20 protein-coding genes are annotated in these 23874 nt (G+C 59.1%); 12 read left to right on the top strand and 8 right to left on the bottom strand.

Going from position 1 to position 23874, the window contains the following annotated elements; genetic code table 11:
• The first annotated feature begins 116 nt into the window (after nucleotides 1-116).
• Nucleotides 117-692 (top strand): hypothetical protein, encoded by a 576-nt coding sequence (locus tag NN484_RS23450; RefSeq protein WP_215500364.1) that lies wholly within the window; start codon nucleotides 117-119, stop codon nucleotides 690-692.
• A gap of 12 nt (nucleotides 693-704) precedes the next feature.
• On the opposite strand, the gene NN484_RS23445 is transcribed toward NN484_RS23450, so the two are convergent.
• The 3 genes from NN484_RS23445 to NN484_RS23435 form a co-directional block, all read right to left on the bottom strand.
• Nucleotides 705-1103 carry a hypothetical protein gene (locus NN484_RS23445; RefSeq protein WP_274658030.1) on the bottom strand — a complete coding sequence of 133 codons (399 nt, stop codon included), beginning with the start codon at nucleotides 1101-1103 and terminating at the stop codon, nucleotides 705-707.
• Between the two features lie 82 nt (nucleotides 1104-1185).
• Nucleotides 1186-2451: an MFS transporter gene (locus tag NN484_RS23440; protein WP_274658029.1), complete on the bottom strand. Its 1266-nt coding sequence runs from the start codon at nucleotides 2449-2451 to the stop codon at nucleotides 1186-1188.
• 52 nt (nucleotides 2452-2503) lie between these two features.
• Nucleotides 2504-3448 carry a DMT family transporter gene (locus tag NN484_RS23435; protein ID WP_274658028.1) on the bottom strand — a complete coding sequence of 315 codons (945 nt, stop codon included), beginning with the start codon at nucleotides 3446-3448 and terminating at the stop codon, nucleotides 2504-2506.
• 99 nt (nucleotides 3449-3547) lie between these two features.
• On the opposite strand from NN484_RS23435, the gene NN484_RS23430 reads away from it, so the two are divergent.
• The gene (locus NN484_RS23430; RefSeq protein ID WP_274658027.1) at nucleotides 3548-4414 is read left to right on the top strand and encodes a LysR substrate-binding domain-containing protein; all 867 of its coding nucleotides are present in this window, start codon (nucleotides 3548-3550) and stop codon (nucleotides 4412-4414) included.
• Between the two features lie 47 nt (nucleotides 4415-4461).
• On the opposite strand, the gene proP is transcribed toward NN484_RS23430, so the two are convergent.
• Complete coding sequence (gene proP, locus NN484_RS23425) at nucleotides 4462-5964, bottom strand: glycine betaine/L-proline transporter ProP (RefSeq protein ID WP_215500361.1); 1503 nt, start codon at nucleotides 5962-5964, stop codon at nucleotides 4462-4464.
• 230 nt (nucleotides 5965-6194) lie between these two features.
• Here proP and NN484_RS23420 point away from each other — a divergent pair, with 230 nt between their 5' ends.
• Complete coding sequence (locus NN484_RS23420; protein ID WP_274658026.1) at nucleotides 6195-8399, top strand: OsmC domain/YcaO domain-containing protein; 2205 nt, start codon at nucleotides 6195-6197, stop codon at nucleotides 8397-8399.
• A gap of 75 nt (nucleotides 8400-8474) precedes the next feature.
• The gene (locus tag NN484_RS23415; protein WP_274658025.1) at nucleotides 8475-8915 is read left to right on the top strand and encodes a hypothetical protein; all 441 of its coding nucleotides are present in this window, start codon (nucleotides 8475-8477) and stop codon (nucleotides 8913-8915) included.
• 104 nt (nucleotides 8916-9019) lie between these two features.
• On the opposite strand, the gene NN484_RS23410 is transcribed toward NN484_RS23415, so the two are convergent.
• Nucleotides 9020-9301, bottom strand: coding sequence for a hypothetical protein (locus NN484_RS23410; protein ID WP_127646739.1), 282 nt, complete (start codon nucleotides 9299-9301; stop codon nucleotides 9020-9022).
• 88 nt (nucleotides 9302-9389) lie between these two features.
• On the opposite strand from NN484_RS23410, the gene NN484_RS23405 reads away from it, so the two are divergent.
• A complete protein-coding gene (locus tag NN484_RS23405; protein WP_274658024.1) occupies nucleotides 9390-9899 on the top strand; it encodes a P-loop nucleotide/nucleoside kinase family protein in 510 nt (169 codons plus the stop codon).
• A gap of 315 nt (nucleotides 9900-10214) precedes the next feature.
• On the opposite strand, the gene NN484_RS23400 is transcribed toward NN484_RS23405, so the two are convergent.
• A complete protein-coding gene (locus NN484_RS23400) occupies nucleotides 10215-10691 on the bottom strand; it encodes a hypothetical protein (protein WP_127646743.1) in 477 nt (158 codons plus the stop codon).
• Between the two features lie 275 nt (nucleotides 10692-10966).
• Nucleotides 10967-11581: a TetR/AcrR family transcriptional regulator gene (locus tag NN484_RS23395; RefSeq protein WP_274658023.1), complete on the bottom strand. Its 615-nt coding sequence runs from the start codon at nucleotides 11579-11581 to the stop codon at nucleotides 10967-10969.
• A gap of 131 nt (nucleotides 11582-11712) precedes the next feature.
• On the opposite strand from NN484_RS23395, the gene NN484_RS23390 reads away from it, so the two are divergent.
• Both NN484_RS23390 and NN484_RS23385 read left to right on the top strand, forming a co-directional pair.
• A complete protein-coding gene (locus NN484_RS23390; RefSeq protein WP_215500356.1) occupies nucleotides 11713-12909 on the top strand; it encodes an MFS transporter in 1197 nt (398 codons plus the stop codon).
• Between the two features lie 266 nt (nucleotides 12910-13175).
• On the top strand, nucleotides 13176-13433 hold the full coding sequence (locus tag NN484_RS23385) for a DUF2790 domain-containing protein (RefSeq protein WP_127646749.1): 258 nt from the start codon (nucleotides 13176-13178) through the stop codon (nucleotides 13431-13433).
• 44 nt (nucleotides 13434-13477) lie between these two features.
• On the opposite strand, the gene NN484_RS23380 is transcribed toward NN484_RS23385, so the two are convergent.
• Nucleotides 13478-14422: a LysR family transcriptional regulator gene (locus NN484_RS23380; protein ID WP_274658022.1), complete on the bottom strand. Its 945-nt coding sequence runs from the start codon at nucleotides 14420-14422 to the stop codon at nucleotides 13478-13480.
• An 85-nt stretch (nucleotides 14423-14507) separates the two neighbouring features.
• On the opposite strand from NN484_RS23380, the gene mug reads away from it, so the two are divergent.
• The 5 genes from mug (at nucleotide 14508) to NN484_RS23355 (ending at nucleotide 23858) form a co-directional block, all read left to right on the top strand.
• On the top strand, nucleotides 14508-15029 hold the full coding sequence (gene mug, locus NN484_RS23375; RefSeq protein WP_215500393.1) for a G/U mismatch-specific DNA glycosylase: 522 nt from the start codon (nucleotides 14508-14510) through the stop codon (nucleotides 15027-15029).
• Between the two features lie 303 nt (nucleotides 15030-15332).
• The gene (locus NN484_RS23370; protein WP_008084998.1) at nucleotides 15333-15848 is read left to right on the top strand and encodes an Hcp family type VI secretion system effector; all 516 of its coding nucleotides are present in this window, start codon (nucleotides 15333-15335) and stop codon (nucleotides 15846-15848) included.
• A 128-nt stretch (nucleotides 15849-15976) separates the two neighbouring features.
• Nucleotides 15977-18883 (top strand): type VI secretion system Vgr family protein, encoded by a 2907-nt coding sequence (locus NN484_RS23365; RefSeq protein ID WP_274658021.1) that lies wholly within the window; start codon nucleotides 15977-15979, stop codon nucleotides 18881-18883.
• A complete protein-coding gene (locus NN484_RS23360; RefSeq protein ID WP_215500352.1) occupies nucleotides 18880-23532 on the top strand; it encodes an RHS repeat-associated core domain-containing protein in 4653 nt (1550 codons plus the stop codon). Before NN484_RS23365 ends, NN484_RS23360 begins: the two co-directional genes overlap by 4 nt.
• Nucleotides 23529-23858: a hypothetical protein gene (locus tag NN484_RS23355; RefSeq protein ID WP_215500351.1), complete on the top strand. Its 330-nt coding sequence runs from the start codon at nucleotides 23529-23531 to the stop codon at nucleotides 23856-23858. Before NN484_RS23360 ends, NN484_RS23355 begins: the two co-directional genes overlap by 4 nt.
• Nucleotides 23859-23874: the final 16 nt, after the last annotated feature.

Below are 23874 nucleotides of genomic sequence, written 5' to 3'. Positions count from 1 at the left end.
TGCAAAAAAGTTTTCGCCTCGAAGCGCGCGCCGGAACCGGCCCTGATTTGAAATTGTGTGCTTCAGAAATACCTGCCGGTGACGACAACTTACGCATCTGTTAACAAGGAAGAACAATGCGCTTCTCGTCTTTGCTGTCGTTTCTCAAACTCTCGACTGTTCTGCTGATCGCGGGTGTTACCACCGCGTGTTCCAACTACCACTACAAGGATTATCAGGGCGACTGGGCACCGGAGACAATGACGCCTTACGATCTGTCCAACAACACACCTGACGGGCCGGTACTGTACTTCGCCACCACGCGGTATCGCGCGCTGGGTGTGCCATTTCATCGGTTGCTGCTGGCCACTCATGTGGATGATCAATTGCTGGAGGGGGCCGGACGCCGCTCGATCCTCGACGTTTCCGGCAAGCAGGCGCTGCGCCTGACACCCGGTAAACATTCGTTGAGTTGGTGCTGGGCATCGATGAATGCCATGGGCACTGGCGGAGCCAAATGTGGTTTCAGTGCGCGTGATCTGGAGTTCCTAGCGGGCCAACGTTACATCGTCGATTTCAGCACTCGCGACTCCATCAAAGGTCCCCGGGGAAGCGAGGTTCACAGCATTGCCATTGAGTGCGAGATTCGCAACCTGGATACCCAGGAAGTGATCTATCCGCTCAAAGACCCGAAGCCGGTGCATCAAGAATAGCGACGCTGGAAATCATCGCAGAAGCGACTCTCGATAGGTGCGCAATATTTCCTGTACTGCCGGCCTCGTGTATTTCTCGCTGGGGTCGGTACCCGGAGGATCATCACTGCGGATCCACTCGCCCGCATCGAATGCCTGGTAAAGCGAGAAAGCAGGTTGGGGCATAGCGTTAGTCATAGCCACCTCAACGATGGCGTTTATGATCCCGTTCATGACACTGTCGCAAAACTCGTAAGTCAACGTTCCCAGTAGATAGTCTTCTGCGATCAACAGGGACAGCTCGTTGAGCACGTCTTGCGGTGTGACGCTAAACTTTTCGCGAGTCGCGGCCAGATCACTCAGCATTAAACTCTCTGCATCGGCTTGCACCGTAAGCTCTTCGAGTTTGTCCCTCGGTAACAGCCTGCTCATGAATTTGTTCCGTTCAGATGTGAGTGCCATGCGCGAGTCGCAGAGTACCAGGGCCGCGTGCACGCTTGGTATTCCCGCGAGATCAAGGGCTCCGTAATACCGCAGAGCGTTGCTGACTCGGCGCACTTGCATCATTCCTCGTTCGCCGCAACGTCTCCGGCACCGCCAGCAGCAACAGCACAAACGCCACCCCGGCAATCGCCGCCAAGGTCAAAAACGCCGCGCTATACCCAGCCTCCTGCACCACAATGCCCGCCAGGCTGCTGCTCAATGCCGCACCCAGACCGAACACCGTCGAGAGGGCGCCGAGGCTGATGTTGAAGTGGCCGGTACCCAGAGTCAGGTCTTTCACCACCACCGGGAACAGCGCGCCGAAGACTCCGGCACCGACGCCATCGAGCAGTTGCACCGCGACCAGCCAGTAAGGGGCGTCAGACAGGGTGTAGAGCACGCCGCGTAACGGCAAAATCAGGAAGCCTGCCAGCAGCAATGGTTTGCGTCCCCACGCATCGGCCTTGGCCCCGACCAGCAACGCGACTGGCACCATGACCAGTTGCGCAGCGACGATGCAGGCCGAGGTCAGTGGCGTGGCCATCTGCAAGTTCACTTGCGCCAGTTTTTGACTCACCAGCGGCAGCATCGCCGCGTTGGCCAGGTGGAACAGGGCGCAGCAGATGGCGAACATCAACAGCGCCTTATTGGTCAGCAGTACCGACAATCCCGAAGGAGCCTTGCTGTGTGTGGCGTCGTTGGGATCCAGACCTCGTGCGACATCGTGGTCGATGGCGTTGGCAGAGACGAAGCTGACGGCGACCACACTGCCCAGCGCCATGACCGCCATCAGGTAGAACACCGCCACCGGGCCGAACAGGTAGGCGAAGCCGCCGGCCAACAGCGCGGCGCAAGCGTTGCCGGCATGGTTGAAGGTTTCGTTGCGCCCGGTGCGCCGGGTGAAGGCTCGCGGGCCGGTGATGCCCAGGGTGATTGCCGAGATGGCCGGGGCGAACACCGACGCAGCGGCGGCGCTCAAGGCTTGAGTGATCGCCACCAGACTAAAGGACGTGACGAAGGGCAGCACCACACAACTACCGATCACCAGCAACGCGGCAATCGCGATCACCGCCCGTTTGTTGCGGGTGTTGTCGACGAGTGCGCCGGCCGGTGTCTGGGTGAGGAGGGCAGCGATGCCAGCGAGGGTCATCACCAGCCCGATGCTGGCCGGTTCCCAGTGATGCACCGCCAACAGGTAAATGGCGAGATAAGGTCCGAGCCCGTCGCGCACGTCGGCCAGGAAGAAGTTGAGGCTGTCGAGTGAGAGATTGTTGCGACGATCGGAGTGAGTGATCACGCTGGTATCTTCAGTAATCGAGGTTCGGCGAAATGACACAACCTCCGCTAAGTCACTGACTTGTCACCTGCGGATTTAGTTTCCTGCAGGATGCCGGCGGCACATTCTTTTCACTCGCCTTTCGTCCCAGCAATGGCAACCCGACAAGGGTCAAGCCGATACCGAGCATCGCGCTGACACTCAGCGGATCGTCGAACTGCAACCACGCCCACAATAGCGTCACCGGTGGCGTCAGAAACAGCGCGCCACTGATGCGCTGCATGCTGAAACGCTGCAGACACAGCCAGTAAAATCCGTAACCGCCGAAGGTCGAGAAAACCACCAGCCACAGCACGCCACTGGCAAAATCTGCACTGATGGGCGGGCGCACTTCACCCTCAAGCCCGGCCAGCAACGCAAACAGCGGGATTACCGCACACGTCTGAATGAACAGCGCCGTGGTGGCCGGCATCGCGACGCCAGGCCGGGCTTTTTCAAACAACGTGGCCGCCGCCAGCGACAGCACCGCCAGCAACGGCAAACTGTAGACCCACAGCCCCGCACCGGCCCATTCGACACTCGCGGCGCTGGCCAGCAGCATGCCGATCACGCACAACGCCAACCCCAGCCATTGCCAGCCGCGCGTGCGCTGGCCCGGGACACTGCCGGCCAGCAATACAATCGTCAACGGCAGCAGATTGGCAAACAGTGAGGCAGTGCCCGGTGTGACGCCGAGTTGAATCGAGGCGGCAATCGGCCCGATGTAGCCGCCAATCGCGAACAGCCCAAGCAGCGCCTGGTGCAGCACAGCTTTACCGCGCAAACCACGCAGTCCCGCCCAGGCGAACGGCAGCAACAGTAACGCCGCCAGCAAAAAACGCCACAACGAGGCCAGGTATACGCTGCCCTGATCGGCGACGTAGCGATAGCCGATGAAGCCGGAACTCCAGCTGACCACCATCGCCATCAGCAGCGCGGCACTGCTCAGCGACGAAAAGCGAATAGGCACGACGTTCATCGAATGGCACCTGACAGAGGGTTGAGTTCGATGATATGAATCAAGCGCCGATGCATTCAAACGATACGATATGCGCCACTGATGCAGGATTTCTCAACCATGGCTGAAGCCCTTGATATCGAACTGCTACGCACCTTTCAGGCGATCGTGCGTTTCGGGCAATTTCTCGCCGCCGCCAGTTTCCTCAACAAGAGCCCGTCGGCGGTCAGTCTGCATGTACGGCGTCTGGAAGCGCTGGCAGGCGGGCGCTTGCTGGAGCGCGACAACCAGACCGTCAACCTCACGCCACTGGGGCGACGCTTCGCCCTGCAGAGCGCCGAACTGTTGCGTCATCACGATCAGTTGCTGGCGAGTTTCAGCACGCCACTGGCCAGCGGTCGGATCAGGCTGGGGATTTCCGAGGAGTACGCCGGCGCGGTGCTCGGGTGTACGTTGCCGCACCTGTCGGCGGACTTTCCGCACATCGAGCTGGAGGTCGAAACCGCTGCCAGCGGCCGTTTGAGCGCGCGCCTGGAGCGCGGTCAACTGGATCTGGCGTTGCTGGTCGTTGTGGTCGATACGGCGCCATCGACGCGTTGCGTAAAAGTGCTGGGCCTGACGCAACCGGTGTGGGTCGCTGCGCACAATTACACGCAGGATCTCGCCAGGCCGGTGCCGCTCGCTTTGCACGGCAAGGGTTGTCCTTATCGCAGCGTTGCGGTGGATGCGCTGAGTGAGCACGGACGCCGCTGGCGGGCGGTGATCGTCAGCGCCGGCGCTACTGCGCTGGAAACAGCCATCGAGGCCGGACTGGCGGTGGGCATTGTCGATCGCGCACAAGTGCGACCGGGCATGCGGGTGCTGAGCAGTGAGGAGGGGTTTCCCGAGTTGCCGCTGCACGAGTTGCGCCTGATGCAGGCGCCGGGCGAATTGAGTGAGGCGGGGGAGGTGTTGGTGCGTTTGATCGGTGACGGCTTCGTGTTGTGACGTGTTGATCGACGGCAGCCCGAGCAGGGCTGCCGCCAGTCATCACATCAGTTGATGCGCGGATGCTGCTGCACCAACTCCTTGCGCTTGGCCTCCAGCTCGGCGATTTCGGCGTCGATGTCTTCGATTTTCTGCTCGATGTTGTCGTGGTGTTCCTTGAGCAGTTCCTTGGCTTCTTCAAGGTCCGACGCGGCCGGCGCGGCACCACGCAACGGCTTGTTGGCGGTCTCTTTCATGGTGATGCCAGTGATCAGACCGACCACGGCAATCACCATCAGGTAGTAGGCCGGCATGTACAGGTTGTCAGTGCTTTCCACCAGCCAGGCCACGGCGGTCGGGGTCAGGCCGGCGATCAACACCGAGACGTTGAAAGCGGCGGCCAGTGCGCTGTAGCGGATGTGGGTGGGGAACATCGCCGGCAGGGTCGAGGCCATCACGCCGATGAAGAAGTTGAGCAACACCGCAAGGATCAGCAGGCCGGAAAAGATCAGGCCGATCTTGCCGCTGTTGATCAGCATGAACGCCGGAATCGCCAGCAGGAACAAACCGATGCTGCCGACCACGATGAAAGGCCTGCGACCAATCTTGTCGCTGATAAAACCAATCGCCGGTTGCACGAACAGCATGCCGACCATGATCGCGATGATGATCAGCACGCCGCGGTTTTCGCTGTAGTGCAGGTTGTGCGACAGGTAGCTCGGCATGTAAGTCAGCAGCATGTAATAGGTGACGTTGGTCACCGCCACCACGCCGATGCAGGTCATCAGGCTGCGCCAGTGTTTGGTCGCGACTTCCTTGAACGAGACTTTCGGGCCACCGGCCAGACCTTCGCGATCACCTTCTTCGAGTTTCTCGACGTGCTGCTGAAATGCCGGGGTCTCTTCCAGCGCATGACGCAGATAAAGGCCGATCATGCCCAGCGGCAGGGCGAGGAAGAACGGCAGGCGCCAACCCCATTCGAGGAATTTCTCTTCGCCGATGATTGTGGAGATCAGCACTACCACACCCGCGCCGAGAACGAAACCGGCAATCGAGCCGAAGTCCAGCCAACTGCCGAGGAAGCCACGTTTGCGGTCGGGCGCGTATTCGGCGACGAAGATCGACGCACCGGTGTACTCGCCGCCGACCGAGAAACCCTGGGCCATTTTCGCCAGCAACAACAGGATCGGCGCCCAGATGCCGATCGACTCATAGGACGGTATCAAGCCGATCGCGAAGGTGCTCAGCGACATGATCACGATGGTCGCGGCCAGGACTTTCTGCCGCCCGTACTTGTCGCCCAGCGCACCGAAGAACAGGCCGCCCAGCGGCCGGATCAGGAACGGCACCGAGAACGTCGCCAACGCCGCAATCATCTGCACGCCAGGATCGGCACCGGGGAAGAAGATCTTGCCCAGTGCGTAAGCGACGAAGCCGTACACCCCGAAGTCGAACCATTCCATGGCATTGCCCAGTGCGGCGGCAGTGATCGCTTTGCGCATCTTGGCGTCGTCGACAATGGTGATGTCTTTCAATCCGATCGGATTGACGGTGTTTTTCCTTGATTTCATGCGAGTCACTCATAGCTGAACGGATTCGATGCCATTGTTTTGGTGGCATGGGTTCTTTCCGTCAGATACAAGCAGACACGAAATAATTCACTGCTTGTGGCATTTTTGTCGTCCGCCCGAGCAGAGGCGCAGCAGAGCCCACCCGACGGCGATTACGCAAAAGCACAAGACGTCAGGCTGAAAACCCGGATAATGGCCGCCAATTCGTTTTTGCTCTCTGGTAAACCCGCATGGAAATCAAGGTCAACTTTCTCGACAACCTTCGACTTGAAGCCAAGTTCGACGACTTCACGGTGATCGCCGATCAGCCCATTCGCTACAAGGGCGATGGCTCGGCACCGGGGCCGTTCGACTACTTCCTGGCGTCGTCGGCCTTGTGCGCGGCTTACTTCGTGAAGTTGTACTGCGAAACGCGCAACATCCCCACCGACAATATCCGTCTGTCGCAGAACAACATCGTCGACCCGGAAAACCGCTACAACCAGATCTTCAAGATCCAGGTCGAGTTGCCGGCGGACATTTCCGAGAAAGATCGTCTGGGCATCCTGCGTTCGATCGATCGCTGCACGGTGAAGAAAGTCGTGCAGACCGGCCCCGAGTTCGTGATCGAGGAAGTCGAGAACCTCGACGCCGACGCGCAGGCGCTGCTGATGCCGCATTCGACGTCGGAGGCGGGCACCTACATTGTCGGCAAGGATCTGCCGCTGGAGCAGACCATCGCCAACATGTCGGGGATCCTCGCCGATCTGGGCATGAAGATCGAAATCGCTTCGTGGCGCAACATCGTGCCTAACGTGTGGTCGCTGCACATCCGCGACGCGCACTCGCCGATGTGTTTCACCAACGGCAAGGGCGCGACCAAAGAGGGGGCACTGGCCTCGGCACTGGGCGAGTTCATCGAGCGCCTGAACTGCAACTTCTTCTACAACGACCAGTTCTGGGGCGAAGACATCGCCACCGCCGAGTTCGTGCATTACCCGAATGAGCGCTGGTTCAAGCCCGGCCCGAAAGACGAGCTGCCGCCAGAGATTCTCGACGAATACTGCCTGGACATTTACAACCGCGACGGCGAGCTCAAAGGCTCGCACCTGTACGACACCAATTCCGGCAACACCCAGCGCGGCATCTGCTCGCTGCCGTTCGTGCGCCAGTCGGATGGCGAGGTGGTGTACTTCCCCTCCAACCTGATCGAAAACCTGTTCCTGAGCAACGGCATGAGCGCCGGCAACACCCTGGCCGAAGCGCAGGTGCAGTGCTTGTCGGAGATCTTCGAACGCGCAGTCAAGCGCGAAATCCTCGAAGGCGAATTGGCCCTGCCGGACGTGCCGCAGGACGTGCTGGAGAAGTACCCAAGCATTCTCGCCGGGATCAAAGGCCTGGAAGAGCAGGGCTTCCCGGTGCTGGTGAAGGACGCGTCGCTGGGCGGTGAATTCCCGGTAATGTGTGTGACCCTGATGAACCCGCGCACCGGCGGGGTGTTCGCCTCGTTCGGCGCGCACCCAAGCCTTGAAGTGGCGCTGGAGCGCAGCCTGACCGAATTGCTGCAGGGCCGCAGTTTCGAAGGCCTGAACGACCTGCCACAGCCGACGTTCTCTGGCCAGGCGGTGACCGAGCCGAACAACTTCGTCGAGCACTTCATCGACTCCAGCGGTGTGGTGTCGTGGCGCTTCTTCAGTGCCAAGGCCGATTTCGAGTTCGTCGAGTGGGACTTCTCCGGTCAAGGCGAAAACTCCAATGCCGAAGAAGCCGCGACCCTGTTCGGCATCCTGGAAAGCCTGGGCAAAGAAGCGTACATGGCGGTCTACGACGACCTCGGTGCCAACGCTTGCCGGATCCTGGTGCCGGACTACTCGGAAATCTACCCGGTGGATGACCTGATCTGGGACAACACCAACAAGGCCCTGCAATTCCGCGCCGACATCCTCAACCTGCACAGCCTGAGCAAGGTCGGCCTGCGCAACCTCGCTCAGGGCCTGGAGAACAGCGAGCTGGATGATTACACCGACATCACCACGCTGATCGGCATCGAGTTCGACGACAACACGCCGTGGGGCAAGTTGACGATTCTGGAACTGCGTCTGCTGATCTATCTCGCCCTGCAGAAATTCGAACCGGCCAAAGACCTGGTCGAAGCCTTCCTGCAGTACAACGACAACACTGTCGAACGCGGCTTGTTCTACCAGGCGGTGAATGTGTGCCTGGAAATGGAGCTGGACGAGGATCTGGAACTGGCCGATTACGAAGCCAACTTCCGTCGCATGTTTGGTGACGAGCGGATGGACGCGGCGATTGGTTCGGTCAACGGCAGTGTGCGTTTCTATGGTCTGACGCCGACCAGCATGAAACTCGAAGGGCTGGATCGTCATTTGCGTCTGATCGACAGTTACAAGAAGCTGCACGCGGCGCGGGCCAATGCGGCGGCGTTGAAGCGCTGAATGCCAGCCCTGTGCTGAGGGGATAAATCCCTTCAGCACGTTGTTTTGCCACTAATGGATCATGGAGATTCAAGGATGGACGAAAAGGTCGTCAAGTCGAAGTTGGTCAACTTTCTGGTGGCTGACGTCGAAGTCGATTACGAAGGCGTAGGTGATTTTTACGATGCTGCCGGCAGTGGCAACGTCGCTGCCTTGGCCGGCGTGCTGGAGGGCTTCCAAGAGGTTTACGGCGGGCTGTGGGTCGGCGGCAAAATGACCCTGACGAATGCCGCTGTGTACTTGAACGCCAACGCCATGAATCGCATGGTTCAGGACGGCACACTGGACATCAGAGTGCCGCTGGGAATGGTCCGCAAGGTCACCCTTGAAGGCGGCTTCATCACTAAAATCGTCTGTCTCGACACGGATGCCGGCAGCCTTCTGTTCCGTTGCTATGGCGCGAAGGACGTCGTTGCGTTGATCGAGAAAATGATCCAGCCACGGGTTTCGACGGCCGTACTCAAGCGCGGCGCCTAGTGCGATCGTAAGGTCGTGCGCCAACCCCTCATGCACCGCAAAACCTGAGGGCGCTGGGCTTGTCGGCGATGGGGCGGTGTCAGCCAACATCATTGTCGTCGCTGTCAGCGTTTGCACTGTGCCTGCACCACCTGACAAGTGTTCGGCGTTCCGCCGGAGCGGCTCGCATAACGCATGCAGTTATTCATCGATTTCTTGCGCGCCATGCTCAGGGTGTCGCCCCAGGCCAAACCGCCTTCGCCGGAGGTGGGCACGGCTTTGGCGTAGCAGTTCGAGCCGTTGGTGGCGTAGCGTTTGCTCGAACAGCCTGCCGTCAGCGTCACGGCGGTGGCGAGCAGGGTGAGTAGCAGCCAGGACGAGCATTGGCGGACGGTGGTTGCGGTCATCAGGTGTCCTCGTTGGGTCAGAGGCTGCAATTGCCTCGCTGACAGGCGTTGGGCATTATCCAGCAATCGACATAAGGAAGCGTCCCCGATGTGTGCACCGACATTACACCTGATGTGCGGCAAGATCGCCTCGGGCAAATCCACACTGGCCAAATCGCTTGCAGAGGAGCACGGCGCGATTGTGCTGAGTGAAGATCAGTGGCTGTCGCGGCTGTATCCGCAGCAGATCAAATCCGTAGCGGATTACGTTCGATGCGCGCGACAGATTCGCGGGGTGCTGGGGCCGCTGGTGATCGATGTGCTGGCGGCGGGGGTGAGTGTGGTGCTGGATTTTCCAGCCAATACTGTGGCAGATCGGCAGTGGTTGCGAGGGCTGGCGGATAGCGCGCGAGTGCCGCATTGCCTGCACTATCTCGACGTGGATGACGCCACCTGCCGCGCCCGGCTGCATGCACGCAACGCGCTGGCCGAGCATGAGTTCGCGGCGTCGGATGCGGAATTTGATTTGATCACACGTTACTTTCAGGTGCCGGAAGTGGGAGAGGGGCTGGAGATCGTCACGCACCGCATTCGCCAGCAGGCTGGCTCACCACAATGATCTCGACTAGCCGTCAATCCTGAGTTCACCGCAGTAACCCTGTGAGCGAGCTTGCTCGTGAAGAGGCCGTGTCAGCCGCCATCCTCTTTGGCTGACCCTCCGCAATCGCCAACAGGTTAGCTTCCCCTGGCGACTCAGTTGCCCATCCTCCCGCGCCGCAATGTCGGCCCACGCTTGCCGGTTTTCAGCCAGCGGATTCACGCCATCAGCCACGACACTGTGCCAGGTTCCTGCCAGGCCGCTGAACACAATTAGCATTGGCAATCCTGGGTCGCAGCGGCCCATGTCGCGTGCACAGTGAATCGCGATCCGAACTTACAACGCCCACATCCGGACCAGAGCAAATTTCAGATCGACACTGACGCAGGTCCGGCCATCCACCCATTCATCTTCGCGAAGGCGGCGTCCGGTGTTGGTTTCGCGCTCGCCTTTGGCGATGACCAGAACGAACAGACGGGTCGGACATTCGAAAGAGCGCAACCGGTCGACATCGGACCGCACCGACCAATCGCCTTCCAGGCACTTGGCCTGCGAGACATCGCCCAGGCATTTGATTTCGGCGACCATCCTTGTTGCGCCGTTGTCGTCCAATGAGTACAGATCGGCTTTGCGTCGATCGCCTATTGGCAGGTCTGTCCAGATCTCGACCTCGTCTTCGAACCAGGCTTGAAGGCTGATTTGCGCCTGAATCCAGTGTTCGCGGCAACTGTTGAGTTGCAGCACTTGCTCAAGGTTCTTCTCCATGCCGCGAAAAGCTCGTTCGAACAACTCAAGCCATTGAGTGGTGTCCATTTCACACGTCCTGTTTCGGTCCATTTGGGGGAGGGGATTATGGACGGGATTGCCTTCAATCGAGAACCCCACATTCATCACCGAACCCTGCAGGAGTGAGCCTGCTCGCGATAGCGGTATGTCTCTGACATTTCCGTTGTCTGACACACCGCTATCGCGAGCAGGCTCACTCCTACATTGGATCTGTGATGACCCCCCATCTCGTGTTCATCGCGGCCTGATGAAAAAAATCTGATTGACTTCACCATCAGAAACTTCGTTGTTGAAGCCAATGTTCAGGGTGAGGCAGTAATGTCCCACGCCAACATCACCTGACTGATCGCCGCATCAATCACCGCAAGCGCGGTGTTATCCCGCGCCAGTATGGAAATCCCCTGCAGAAAGCTGTCAAACACGGTCGCCATCGCGACGGCGTCAGTCCGCTCGGGTAGCTGACCCTCGCGAATCCCACGCTCGACACACGCCACAATCCCCGCTCGAGTGCGGGCGCGGGACTGGGTGAGGGCTTCGACCACGCGGGCATTCTCCGGGCCTGGCGCGCTCATGACGCCGAGGGTGACCATGCAGCCCTTGGGGTGGCCGTCGTCGCACTGCATGCGTGCGGACTGGCGCAGGGCGGTTTCGATGGCTTGGCGCGGTGGCAGGGTTTCATCCCACAGGCATTCGGTGACCTGGGCGAAGGTTGCCAGGTAACGCTGCACGCATTCATCGAACAGGGCTTCCTTGGAGCCGAACGCGGCGTAGAAGCTCGGCGCGGAAATGCCGCCACCCAGTTCCGCCTTCAACAAGGCGAGGGAAGTGGAGTCGTAGCCGTGTTGCCAGAACAGTTGCATGGCCTGATCGACGGCGTCGTCGCGGTCGAAAGCGCGGGGGCGGCCCATTCTCGCCATATCGGAACTCCTCGAAAAGATGATTTAGATACTAGTCGATACATAAGTCGTTGACAACGAGCGGGACCTGCCGCCAGTATTTTATATCGATCGGTATCTAAGTCTGAATTTCTCTGCTCAAGGAGCTTCCCGTGACACCTTCAATCACTTTATCGGCAGCGCCCAAACGCCTGCCCGTCGGCGCATTGCTGGCGCTGGCGATGACCGGGTTCATCTGTATTGTCACTGAAACGCTGCCTGCGGGCCTGTTACCTCTGATCAGCGAAGGCCTGGAGATTTCGCCGTCGATGGCCGGCCAAATGGTCACCGCGTATGCGTTGGGTTCGGTGCTGGCGGTCATACCCATGACCATTGCGACGCGCGGCTGGCGTCGGCGCAATGTGTTGCTGCTGACCGTTGTGGGATTCCTGCTGTTCAATTCGATCACGGCGTTGTCATCCCACTATGGGGTGACGCTGGTGGCAAGGTTCTTCGCGGGAGTTTCGGCGGGGTTGGCCTGGAGTCTGCTGGCCGGTTATGCCCGGCGCATGGTCGAACCCGATCAACAGGGCAAGGCGTTGGCGCTGGCCATGGTCGGTACGCCGATTGCCCTGTCGCTGGGTGTGCCGCTCGGTACCTGGCTGGGCGGGCTTGTGGGCTGGCGGACGACGTTCGGCATCATGTCGGCCATGACCTTGATATTGATCGTCTGGGTGTTGGTGAAGGTGCCGGACTATCCGCCGCAACCTGCGCATCAGCGCATGTCACTGCGCAGCGTGTTGACGACGCCGGGTGTTCGACCGGTGCTGGCGGTGGTGATCAGCTGGATGCTGGCGCACAACATTCTCTACACCTACATCGCGCCGTTCGTGGCACCGGCAGGGCTACAGGATCGCGTGGATCTGGTGTTGCTGGTCTTTGGCATCGCCGCGCTGGCGGGGATCTGGCTGACCGCGAAACTGGTGGAGCCGCTGCTGCGCAAGACGGTGTTGGTGAGCCTCGCGACGTTTGCGGCAGTGTGCGTGGTACTGGGTTTGCTGGGGCGCGTGCCGGAAGTGATCTACGTCGGTGTAGCGGTGTGGGGACTGAGCTTCGGCGGCGCGGCGACGTTGTTGCAAACGGCGTTGGCGGACGCGGCAGGGGACGGCGCCGATGTGGCGTTATCGCTGAATGTAGTGGCATGGAACAGCGCGATTGCCGGCAGCGGGGTGGTCGGTGGGGTGTTGCTGGACAAATGGGGTGTTGCCTCGTTTCCGTGGGCGATGGTGGTGTTGGTGGGTGTGGGATTTGCGATTGCGTGGTGGGCGCGGGTGCATGGCTTCAGGCCTGGGGCGCGTGGGGCGCGGTAGTTTCTGCATCATCAGTGACTGGGCTGGCGCTTTCGCGAGCAGGCTCGCACACATTGGTTTTGCGGCGTTCACGAATGCAGTGTCGGACACAAAACCTGTGGGAGCGAGCTTGCTCGCGAATTGGGTGTCCACGGTGTGCAGGTTTTATTCATCACCATTTTGGACACAGTGTTTGTCCAGCCGACCGATTTTTGCCGTGCGCTTCAACCCCTAACATCGTCTGCAACCCGTGACCCAACACGGTTCCTCACAAGACGGTGAACATCATGAAGCTTTCAAAAATCGCTCTTCTTCTGGTCCTGGGCGGTATCGGTGCGCAGGCGTTTGCTGCTGACGCACCTGCCAGCCCCGAGGTAGAGGTCTATAACTATGCGACTCAACTCGACATCGCTCATGTGATCTCGATCTCTGACACCAGTGAGCAGTGCGGCGTGGTGCCTGCGCAGATGACTTATGACGACTCGAACGGTGCGCGGCATGTCGTGCAATACCTGGTGATGGGCAGCGGTTGTTCCAACGGTTGATGTCGGTGCAGGCGCTGGAGGGTCGACACTCCAGGTCTGCGGCACTAAGCGTTGGCGAGTTGTCTGGCGCCGGCCGTGTCCTCATCGGACGCCAGCAGTTGTGGGATGGCGGTTTTCAGGAACTCCACCCAGGTCTTGATTTTGGCGTCGACGAATTTGCGCGACGGGTAGATCGCGAACAGGTTGTATTCCTCCAGGCGGTACTCCGGCAGGACCCGCACCAAAGTGCCTCCCTCCAATCCTTCGACGGCTGATGCCAGCGGCTGAATGCCGATGCCCATGCCATTTCTGATCGCCGTGGCCATGCCGTCGGCGGTGTTGATGTGGAAAGGCGAGTCCGGGATATTCTGCGTTTCCATGCCTTGTGGCCCTTCGAACACCCAGTTTTCTGCGGGCATCACCGTGTTGACGATGCGCAGGCAGTCGTGCGCGCTGAGGTCGGCGGGTGTGGCGGGGTGGCCGCGTTTGGCGAGGTAGCTCGGCGAGGCGCAAAGGATGCTGTAGGTGGTGCCCAGGCGTTGCGCGACGAAGCCGGAATCGGGCAGGTCGCGGGCAAGAACGATGGACATGTCGTAGCTTTCTTCGATCAGGTCGGGCAGGCGATTGCTCAGGTTCAGGTCGAACATCACCGAGGGGTGAATCTCGCGGTAGCGGGCGATGGCGTTGATCACGTAGTGGTTGCCGATCGCAGCCATGGCGTGGATCTTCAGGCGCCCGACCGGCAGGGTCTGGGCGGTGCCGGCTTCTTCATCGGCTTCGCGCAGGTCATCGAGGATTCTTTCGGCGCGCTGCAAATAACGCACGCCGGCTTCGGTCAAGGCGAGGCGGCGGGTGGTGCGGTTGATCAGGCGCGTGTGCAACCGGGCTTCGAGGCTGGAGACGGCTTTGGACACGTTGGTCGTGGTGGTGTCGAGCACATCGGCTGCGGCGGTGAAGCTGCCGCTCTGGGCGACGGTGACGAAGCAGCGCAGGGTCTGAATAACGTCCATCGTGTTGTTGTCTCTGTGGATGGGGCTGCCATTCTAGAGTTTGCTGTGGGGGGTATTGCAAATGTTTGCGAGCGAGGGAGGGTGCATGGCGGGTGAAGGACTTGAGGACATTCTGGTGCCGGGGCTTTCGGTGGTGTTCTGTGGGATCAATCCGGGCTTGCTCGCGGCATCGCAAGGGCATCATTTTGCCGGGCGCAGTAATCGCTTCTGGCGCACCTTGCACCTGGCCGGGTTCACGCCGCATGAAGTGCAGGCGGAGGATGATCGCAGCCTTGTGCAATTTGGCTGCGGGTTGACGGCGGTGGTCGAGCGGCCGACGGCGCGGGCGGATCAGTTGGCGGTGGCGGAGTTCGCCGCAGCGGCCATGGGCTTTGAACAGAAGATCACCCGCTATGCGCCGCGCTATGTGGCGTTTCTGGGCAAGCCTGCGTATGCCGCGTTGTCGGGGCAGAAAGTCGTGGCGTGGGGACCGCAGGCAAAGACCTTTGGCGGCGCGCAGGTGTGGGTGTTGCCGAACCCGAGCGGCAGGAATCTCGCGTTCAATCTTCAGCAACTGGTGGACGCTTATCGTCAACTGCAAGTGGCGGCGTCAGAGCCGAAAATCTAAACATCGCAACTGCGCAAAAAGTTGCGCAGTTGTTTCGCGGATTTCACCCGAGAACGCCCTTCAAACCCTTATAAACCGTGCCCTCCAGCCAAGTGCGCAAGAAGTTGCACAGTACTGCGCAACTTCTTGCGCACTTTTTTCTGTTTATCGACGTTTAAAGCGTTAGAGCGCGAAGACATGGTCGCTAAATCCTTGATCGGTAATAGCTAGATGATGGCTGGCATGGATTTTGATATCTGAGCAGACACCCGGACGGGCAATGGTGCCTGTCGGTGTGTTTTTTCAAGCAAGGAGAGCATCCCCATGGCAACACCAGCGTACATGTCCGTCACTGGCGAAAAACAAGGTCTGATCACTGCCGGCGCGTTCACCGCCGACTCCGTGGGCAACACCTTCCAGGAAGGTCACGAAGACCAGGTCATGGTTCAGGCATTCACCCACGACGTGATCATCCCGCGTGACCCGCAATCCGGTCAGCCAACCGGTCAGCGCGTGCACAAACCAGTGGTGATCACCAAGGTCTACGACAAGGCTTCGCCACTGCTGCAAGCGGCACTGACTTCCGGCGAGCGCATGAGCGAAATCGTTATCCAGTGGTACCGTACTTCGGCTCAAGGTACTCAAGAGCACTACTACACCACCAAACTGGAAGACGCGATCATCGTCGCCATCAACAACAAAATGCACAACTGCCAGGATCCAGGCAACGCGCACTTCACCCACCTGGAAGAAGTGCAGTTCACCTACCGCAAAATCACCTGGACCCACGAAGTATCCGGTACTTCGGGTTCCGATGACTGGCGTGCTCCAGTCGTTTAATCGCGACTGATTGTTGTACTGCCCCGGCCAGTGCGGCTGACCGGGGCGGCTTTGACCTACAGAATTTTTTGCGTGCGCCACGCTCCACGGAACCGGCGCCCGTCGCAGCATTGCGCGAGGAACAAGGGATGTTCTCACCGGCCAATCAGCCTCATTTCAATCTGACCATCGATGGCGCGGACAGCGATTTCCAGGTGCTGTCGTTCACCGGGAAAGAGGCGCTCAACACCCCCTTCGAATTCGAACTGGAACTGGTCAGTGAGAAGGCCTCGATCAACCTCGAAAGCCTGCTGCACAAACTCGCGTTCCTGCAGCTGTCGCCCAGCGGCACGGGGATTCACGGGCTGATCTACAGCATCGCCCAGGGCGAGGCCGGCAAGCGCCTGACCCGCTACAAAATCTCCCTGCGCCCGCAGCTGTCGTACCTCGCGCATCGGGTCAATCAGCGCATCTTCCAGCAGATGACCGTACAGCAGATCATCAGCAAGGTGCTGGAAGAACACGGCATCCTCGCCAGCGACTATCACTTCCAGTTGAGCGCGATCTATCCGGAGCGCATCTACTGCGTGCAGTACGACGAAAGCGATCTGCATTTCGTCCAGCGCCTGTGCGAGGAAGAGGGGATTCACTACCACTTCCAGCACACCTCCAGCGGCCACAAACTGATGTTCGGCGATGACCAGACGGTGTTCCCGAAACTGGCGCCAGTGGCCTATCAGCAGGACTCCGGGCTGGTCGCCGATCAACCGGTAGTCAAGCGTTTCGGCCTGCGTCTGGCAACCCGCACCAGCCGCACCACGCGCCGCGATTACGACTTCGTCAAACCGAAGATCGAGCTGGAAAGCGACGCCAAGAGCAGCGCCCAGCCGGATCTGGAAGATTACGATTACCCGGGGCGTTTCGTTGATCGCGAGCGCGGCAAACACCTGGCCAACCGTGCACTGGAACGCCATCGCACGGACTATCGACTGGCCGAGGGCAACAGCGATCAGCCGATTCTGGTCAGCGGGCATTTCCTCGCCCTGACCGAACACGCCAACCCGACGTGGAACGACCTGTGGCTGCTCACCGAGATCTTCCACGAAGGCAAACAGCCGCAAGTGCTTGAAGAGTCGGTGACCAGCGACACCACCGACAACAAGGACGATTTCCACCAGGGCTATCGCAACCGCTTCAATGCGATCCCGTGGGACGTGCCGTACCGTCCGCCGCTCGATCACCCGAAACCGAAAGTGCTCGGCACCCAGAGCGCCGTGGTCTGCGGCCCTGAGGGCGAAGAGATCTACTGCGACCAGTACGGTCGGGTGAAGGTGCAGTTCTTCTGGGATCGTGAAGGCGAGCACGACGACAAGACCAGTTGCTGGATGCGCGTGGCCTCAAACTGGGCCGCGGAAACCTTTGGCGCGATCAACATTCCGCGGGTCGGCATGGAGGTGTTGATCACCTTCCTCGAAGGCGATCCCGATCAGCCCTTGATCACCGGTTGCCTGTACCACGGCGCGAATCTGCCGCCGTACAAGCTGCCGGACTTCAAGACCCTCGCCACGGTAAAAAGCAAGGAATACAAGGGCAGCCGCGCCAACGAACTGCGTATCGACGACACCACCAGCGAGATCAGCATCGCGCTGCGCAGTGATCACGGCGCCAGTGCGATCAACCTCGGCTACCTGACCCATCCGCGCCCGAGCGGCGGGCAGCCACGCGGTGAAGGTTTTGAGTTAAGAACCGATCGCCACGGCGCGGTGCGGGCCGGCGCCGGCCTGCTGATCACCACCGAGCCGCGTCCGAACGAATCGAAGCACCACAAGGACCTGCCGGAAACCGCTGAACGTCTCGCCACCGCGAGCGATCAGCAGGACGGTTTCGCCACCCAGGCCAAAGAGCTACAAGCGCAGGAGGCCGGTGATCAGGACGACGTCGCCAAGGCTCTGCACGCGCAGCATCAAGGTGTGCTCGGCTCTGGCCCGGCGAACATGACTGCCAACGAATTTCCGGAATTCACCGAGCCGCATCTGGTGCTCGCCAGCCCTGCCGGCATAGCCCTGACCACACCGCGCTCCAGCCACATCGCCACCGGCGAACACCTGGCGCTGAGCAGCACCGGGCACACCAGTTTTTCCATCGGCAAACGCCTGCTCGCCAGTGCCAGTCGCGGCATGCGCCTGTTCGTGCAAAGCATGGGTTGGCGTCTGGTAGCCGCGTCCGGCGACATCGACGTGCGTGCGCTGAAGGACAGCATCAACCTGCTGGCCAAACTCAACATCACTGCCAACGCCGACCGCATCACCATCACCGCGAAAACCGAACTGGTGATCCAGGGCGGCGGCAGCGCCACCACCTACAACGCCGGCGGCATCACCCACGCCACCAGCGGCCCGTACACCGCGCACGCAGCGAACTTCGCCTACACCGGTGCGAAAAGTCTGGCCGGCGTGTTCCCGGAACCGCCGAAACCGGGCAAGGGCAATCTGGAGTTGTTCAACCAATACGCCGGGCGTCAGGGCATCAAGGAAGGCGATTACGAAGTGATCGACGCCTTGGGCAAAAGCATCAAGGGCAAGCTCGACGCCAAGGGTTTCGCCAGCGTCGCCGGCGCCGCCCCGGGGCCTGCGCGCGTGCTGTTCGGCAAGGACCCGGCGGACACCTGGAGTGAAGGCAGCTACATCGGCAAACCGGAATGGCCACTGAAACCGCCAAGCGCTGAAGACGTACCGAGCCAGGTGCAGGCGATGGTTGCGCAGGTCCTGCCGAACAAGAACTGGGACATGCTGGAAAAGGGCAAGGAACTGGCCCAGACCGGCATGGGCGCCATGCAGACCGCCCAAGGCGCGATGCAAACGGCGCAGCAGGTGAAGGGGGCGGTGCAGGGCGGGGCGGCCGGGTTGCCGAAACTGGCGAGTGCGGCGCTGCCGAGTGCTTCGGGGATTTTGGGGGCGGCGAGCAAGGCGGGCAAGTTGCCAACGCTTCCTGCTCCAGCCCTACCAAAAACTTCTATTAAAACCCCGGGCCTGCTGGCGGGTGAGATGCTGTCATGACGACTGAAACTGCTGTTGTGAAACGTGAGCCTCAGGTTGCCATCGTTCCACTCAATACGCTGGACCTCCAGGACGTAGGGCGCGGCGCTGCGGTGTTTGACGCATGGCTGCAATCGATAAGCGGCGGTGTGGTGACTTTGGACCGCATCAAGAATGTCGCGGGTGCCTTGCCTGTTATTGGCAACATCATGGCCCTGGTCGATGCCTTGGGTGACATTGTGACTCTCGCCAAAAGCAAACAACGAGAAGTGCTCGACTGGGTCAGTCTGGGTATCAACTTGATCGGTGTGCTGCCTGCTCCACCGACGATGGCGGCGGCTCGTATGAGTTTGCGTCCGACGCTGTTTCTTGTGCGTCAGGAGTTACGCAATAGCGCCAAAGTGCTGTTGGGTGATTCGATGATCGAGGTGTTGGTCGGGCATTTGAACGCCACAATCGTTGGCACCATCGATGACTTTGTGAAGCAGGCCCAACCAAAACTGGCGGGTATTCTCAACGATGCGGGCGAACTGGGTCAGAGCGCAATTACCGAAATCGCCAAAGGTCTGGAGACAACGGTCAATGGCAACCTGAATGCCAAGGGGGATGTTCAGGCAGCCAAGAAAAAGTTGAGCGCCGCCGGTGACCAGTTGCTCAATGATCCAAAAGCTGCGATCAGCAATATTTTTGGTGCAGCATTCAGTGCATATAAGGCGGCGGGGAAAGGCGTAGCCAATACCGCGGCGAAGAACCTGCTACCGGAGCAGGCCAGGCAGTTGGTGCTCAAACACACCACTTCGCTGAAAGCGCTGGGTCCGGAGTTGCGTAGCCAGCTGGGCAAATTGGCTGACCCTGGCACTCGGCATTCAATCGGTTGGTTGATTCAAGTATTGGGCGGCGCCGTGACCAGTTTCCGCAAACGTCGCGGACACGGGCAAAGCGCAGGCGTCAAGCCCAATGCTACCACCCAGGCCAAGCACAAGGCTGGCGAAGGCCGTCTTGAAGCCAGCAGTCGTCAGGCCCCCGCATCAGCAAACTGCAACAGGTGCAAGAACGGCGTCAAGTCAGGTACCGGAAACAGTATCAGCTTCGCTATGGGATCAGAAAGCCTCAGCCATGTTGACTTCCGCTTGCCAGGTCCTTTTTCAATCGAGTGGGTGCGCACCTATAACTCACGACTCAGCACTTACGATCAGGGCGAATTGGGCGCTCGGTGGGTCACTGAATTTACAACCCGAATCGACTGTGTCGACGACGGCTTGGCGTTCCACGATATAGATGGTCGTAGTCACACTTTCCCTCTACCGAAAGTCGGGCAGTTTCATTACGACGCGATAGAAAACATCACACTGGTTCGAGTTGACGAAACAGAGTTACTGATTTGTCGTGGTTTCGAGCGTCGGGAGACCTATGTTCGAAGTGGACAACGTTATCTATTGAGTGGCGTTGTCCTGCGCAGCGGTGCGGGTATCAAACTGCATTATGAGCATCACCATGGGACCATTCCTGTGTTATCCGACCTGATGACCTATCAGGGCGACGTGACGAATGTCCTCACGCATATCGGCACAATGATGGATGACCACGGGCGCCTTACGGGGCTTTGGGAAATTCGTGAAGGTCAACCGGAGCGTCAACTGTGTGCGTATCAATACGACACCCAGGGTGACCTCATCCTGGCTCAGGACGAAAATGGCGCAGTCTGGAATTATCAGTATCAACAACATCTGATAACCCGCTATACGGATCGAACCGAGCGGGGCATGAATATTGAGTGGCTTGGCCAGGGACCCGATGCCAAAGCCATTCGGGAATGGGCGGATGACGGCAGCTTTGATACGCGCCTTGAATGGGATGAAAACATTCGCCTGACCTACGTCACCGATGCTCACGGCAACGAGACATGGCATTACTACGACATCCTTGGCTACACCTACCGCATCCGTCATCCCGACGAACGTTCCGAGTGGCTGTTCCGTGATGACGCAAAAAACCTGATCAGACACGTGCATGCCAATGGCAGCACAGACCGTTACAGCTACGACGAGCGAGGCAATCTCCTCGAACACATCCGGGCCGACAACACCGAAGTGCATTTCGCCTATGACGATCAAGACCTGTTGATCAAGATCAGTGATGCCGAGGGTGGACAATGGCAACACGGCTTTGACGATCAAGGCAATCTCGTTGAGGCGACCGACCCGCTAGGGAACAAGACCGAGTACGCCTATAACTCGGCGGGTGTACCAGTCGCCATCAAAGACGCCAACGGAAACGGAAAAGCCCTTGAATACAATGACCTTGGGCAGCTGGTCGAATACACCGACTGTTCTGGCAAGACGAGTGCCTGGGAATACAACTCACGTGGGCAGATGATTTGTTTCACGGACGCCTGCGGCGAAAGTACAGAGTACGAATACCGCGCAGGTCAATTGGTACTGATCAGGCATCCCGACAAGACCGAAGAGCGTTTCGAACGTGACGCCGAAGGCCGGATGCTTGCACATACCGATGGCCTCGACCATTGCATTACCTGGCGTTACAACGCCGCAGGGTTGGTGATTGAACGAGTCGACGCAGCAGAACAGATCCAGCGTTACAGCTGGGATACGTTGGGTCGGTTGACCGAGGTGGAAAACGAGAATGGTCGCTCCACGCTATTTCGCTATGACTCGCTTGGGCGCCTGTTGTCCGAAACCGGAGTAGATGGTCACACTTCTTACTATCAGTACGATCCTGAAACCGGCCGTCTGGCACGCATCATCAACGGTGAACGCGCAGTTTCATTTAGCTTCGACCCGATGGGGCGAGTGACGGGGCGTCGAGCCAGTCTTGGGGACCAGGTGCAGAGTGAGGCGTTCGCCTACGATGGTAACGGCAAAATGGTGTTGGCCGAAAACGCTGACAGTCGCCTGCAGTTCTTTCATGATCTGGCCGGTAACCTTCAGCGCGAGCACCATTACTATCTTTCATTGGAAAAGCCAACCGTCGCTGTCTGGCGACACGACTACGATGCGTTGAATCAACGTGTTTCCACCCTCCGTCCGGACGGGCATCGTGTCAGCTGGCTTACGTATGGCAGCGGTCATCTGTTGGGTATGCGGCTTGATGATCACGAGCTGATCAGCTATGAACGCGATGACATGCATCGAGAGGTGGCACGGCATCAAGGCAACTTTTTGCTGCAAACGCAAAAGTGGGACCCGTTGGGGCGCCTCCAGGAGCAGTTGGTCGGTCGACGTGATGACAAAGCGACCCTGCTCAAACGTGAATATCAATATGACGCGGCCACCCAACTGTCTGGCATCAGTGATTCGCGTCGTGGTGCTCACGCTTATCTCTACGACCCCGTCGGGCGGTTGCTCAGCGCGCTTACTCGCCATGGTGAGGAAACATTCGCGTTCGATCCAGCGGGCAATCTGTTAGAGAACAAAGCCATGGAAATGCGTGGGCCGCTGGACCTGACCCCGCCGCGCGACAAACTGGTCGACAATTTGTTGCTGGAGTACGCAGGCACTCATTTCGAGTATGACGATCGCGGCAACATGATTCAGCGCTGGAAAAGCGGCAATCGCAGCCAGATGAAATGGGATCTGTTTGATCGCCTCGTGCATTTCGAAGACAACCGCCTTGCGGTGGACTTTGCTTATGACGCGCTGGGCAGACGCCTGTACAAAAACTCCGTTGCGCACTTCAAACGCCGTCCGGAGGCGGGCTCTCAGTGGAATCGCAATGAACACAGTCGCGTACAGCGTGAACATGGTTGCGGTTTCACCCTCTATGGCTGGGACGGTGATAATTTGGCCTGGGAGAGCAGTCCGGATGAATTGGATGGCACACCCGGTCGAACGGTTCACTATGTCTTTGAACCGCAAACCTATGTTCCCCTGGCGCAGGCGGTGCGTCATGCACCGATAAGTCTGTCTGGTGTGACCGAATTCAACGGTGAATACAGTCTGGAAAATGACCCCGTCTGGAATGACGAACCCACCGCGAAACCGTTTGATGCGTTGGCCTGGTACCAGTGTGACCACTTGGGCACACCGCAGGAACTGACGGATGCTCAGGGCCAGATTGCCTGGAGTGCGCAGTACAAGGTTTGGGGGGCTGCCAGTGAGCAGCGTTCAGAATGGGCGCGACAGAACGGGATCAAGAATCCGATAAGGTTCCAGGGTCAGTATCATGATCATGAGACTGGGCTGCATTTAAACCGCTATCGCTACTATGAACCCGAAACGGGCCGTTTCATCAGTAAGGATCCGATTGGCCTTGCAGGTGGTTTGAACCTGTATCAATACGTGCTTAACCCATTGAGTTGGGTCGATCCGCTGGGTCTCTCGGCATCTTCGGATCTGCCTCGCATGAAGGGCACGAACACCCGTCGCGCAGGCACTACATTGACTAATGCCGGGTTCACAAAAACCAACGACAATGGTGTCAATCAAAAGTGGAAGCATCCCGACGGGTCCGAGGTCAGGGTTCATAAGTACGGGAACCAGAATCCCTGCCCTTACAAGTCAGGCAATAACGCGCATATCCATAAAGAAGATCCATCCGGAAATCAGCTGGACGATCGTGGATCAATATCCACCGATCCAAACAAAACACACATCGGCATGCGCAATCCTGCCGACCTACCGACGGTTCGAAACAGGCCACACGGATCATGAGTTACGAATACAAACTGGTGTTCGACGACACCACCTCTGCCAGTAAGGTAATGAGCGAAGTAGAGGGCAGCGACGCGTGTGTTCGCGTGCAGCCCGGTGATCTCTACTTGAAAGATCGGTCGCTCAACAGCAGCGCTGATTATGACGCTCGATTGATCCATGAAAACGAGAGCGTTCTGTGGCTTCAGGTCAATTTCAAATCATTGAGCCTGTACCAGACCATGCTTTCGGCGCTGGGTGACAGTGCCTATAGATGTCTTGAGGATGGTGAGGAAGATGAAGAGGTGCAGCTCAAGGAAGCATTTCGCATCAAGGGCATTGTTTGAACAGCGCTTGAATGTC

It is taken from the genome of Pseudomonas serboccidentalis (assembly GCF_028830055.1).
Classification (GTDB): domain Bacteria; phylum Pseudomonadota; class Gammaproteobacteria; order Pseudomonadales; family Pseudomonadaceae; genus Aquipseudomonas; species Aquipseudomonas serboccidentalis.
This window is presented reverse-complemented; position numbering and strand designations above follow the sequence as displayed.

Bases quoted from the DNA above. Each gene is read 5' to 3' on its own strand.
- NN484_RS23450 (WP_215500364.1), top strand. From the start codon at position 117: ATGCGCTTCTCGTCTTTGCTGTCGTTTCTCAAACTCTCGACTGTTCTG.
- NN484_RS23445 (WP_274658030.1), bottom strand. From the start codon at position 1,103: ATGAGCAGGCTGTTACCGAGGGACAAACTCGAAGAGCTTACGGTGCAA.
- NN484_RS23435 (WP_274658028.1), bottom strand. From the start codon at position 3,448: ATGAACGTCGTGCCTATTCGCTTTTCGTCGCTGAGCAGTGCCGCGCTG.
- NN484_RS23430 (WP_274658027.1), top strand. From the start codon at position 3,548: ATGGCTGAAGCCCTTGATATCGAACTGCTACGCACCTTTCAGGCGATC.
- proP (WP_215500361.1), bottom strand. From the start codon at position 5,964: ATGAAATCAAGGAAAAACACCGTCAATCCGATCGGATTGAAAGACATC.
- NN484_RS23420 (WP_274658026.1), top strand. From the start codon at position 6,195: ATGGAAATCAAGGTCAACTTTCTCGACAACCTTCGACTTGAAGCCAAG.
- NN484_RS23415 (WP_274658025.1), top strand. From the start codon at position 8,475: ATGGACGAAAAGGTCGTCAAGTCGAAGTTGGTCAACTTTCTGGTGGCT.
- NN484_RS23410 (WP_127646739.1), bottom strand. From the start codon at position 9,301: ATGACCGCAACCACCGTCCGCCAATGCTCGTCCTGGCTGCTACTCACC.
- NN484_RS23405 (WP_274658024.1), top strand. From the start codon at position 9,390: ATGTGTGCACCGACATTACACCTGATGTGCGGCAAGATCGCCTCGGGC.
- NN484_RS23400 (WP_127646743.1), bottom strand. From the start codon at position 10,691: ATGGACACCACTCAATGGCTTGAGTTGTTCGAACGAGCTTTTCGCGGC.
- NN484_RS23395 (WP_274658023.1), bottom strand. From the start codon at position 11,581: ATGGCGAGAATGGGCCGCCCCCGCGCTTTCGACCGCGACGACGCCGTC.
- NN484_RS23385 (WP_127646749.1), top strand. From the start codon at position 13,176: ATGAAGCTTTCAAAAATCGCTCTTCTTCTGGTCCTGGGCGGTATCGGT.
- NN484_RS23380 (WP_274658022.1), bottom strand. From the start codon at position 14,422: ATGGACGTTATTCAGACCCTGCGCTGCTTCGTCACCGTCGCCCAGAGC.
- mug (WP_215500393.1), top strand. From the start codon at position 14,508: ATGGCGGGTGAAGGACTTGAGGACATTCTGGTGCCGGGGCTTTCGGTG.
- NN484_RS23370 (WP_008084998.1), top strand. From the start codon at position 15,333: ATGGCAACACCAGCGTACATGTCCGTCACTGGCGAAAAACAAGGTCTG.
- NN484_RS23365 (WP_274658021.1), top strand. From the start codon at position 15,977: ATGTTCTCACCGGCCAATCAGCCTCATTTCAATCTGACCATCGATGGC.
- NN484_RS23360 (WP_215500352.1), top strand. From the start codon at position 18,880: ATGACGACTGAAACTGCTGTTGTGAAACGTGAGCCTCAGGTTGCCATC.
- NN484_RS23355 (WP_215500351.1), top strand. From the start codon at position 23,529: ATGAGTTACGAATACAAACTGGTGTTCGACGACACCACCTCTGCCAGT.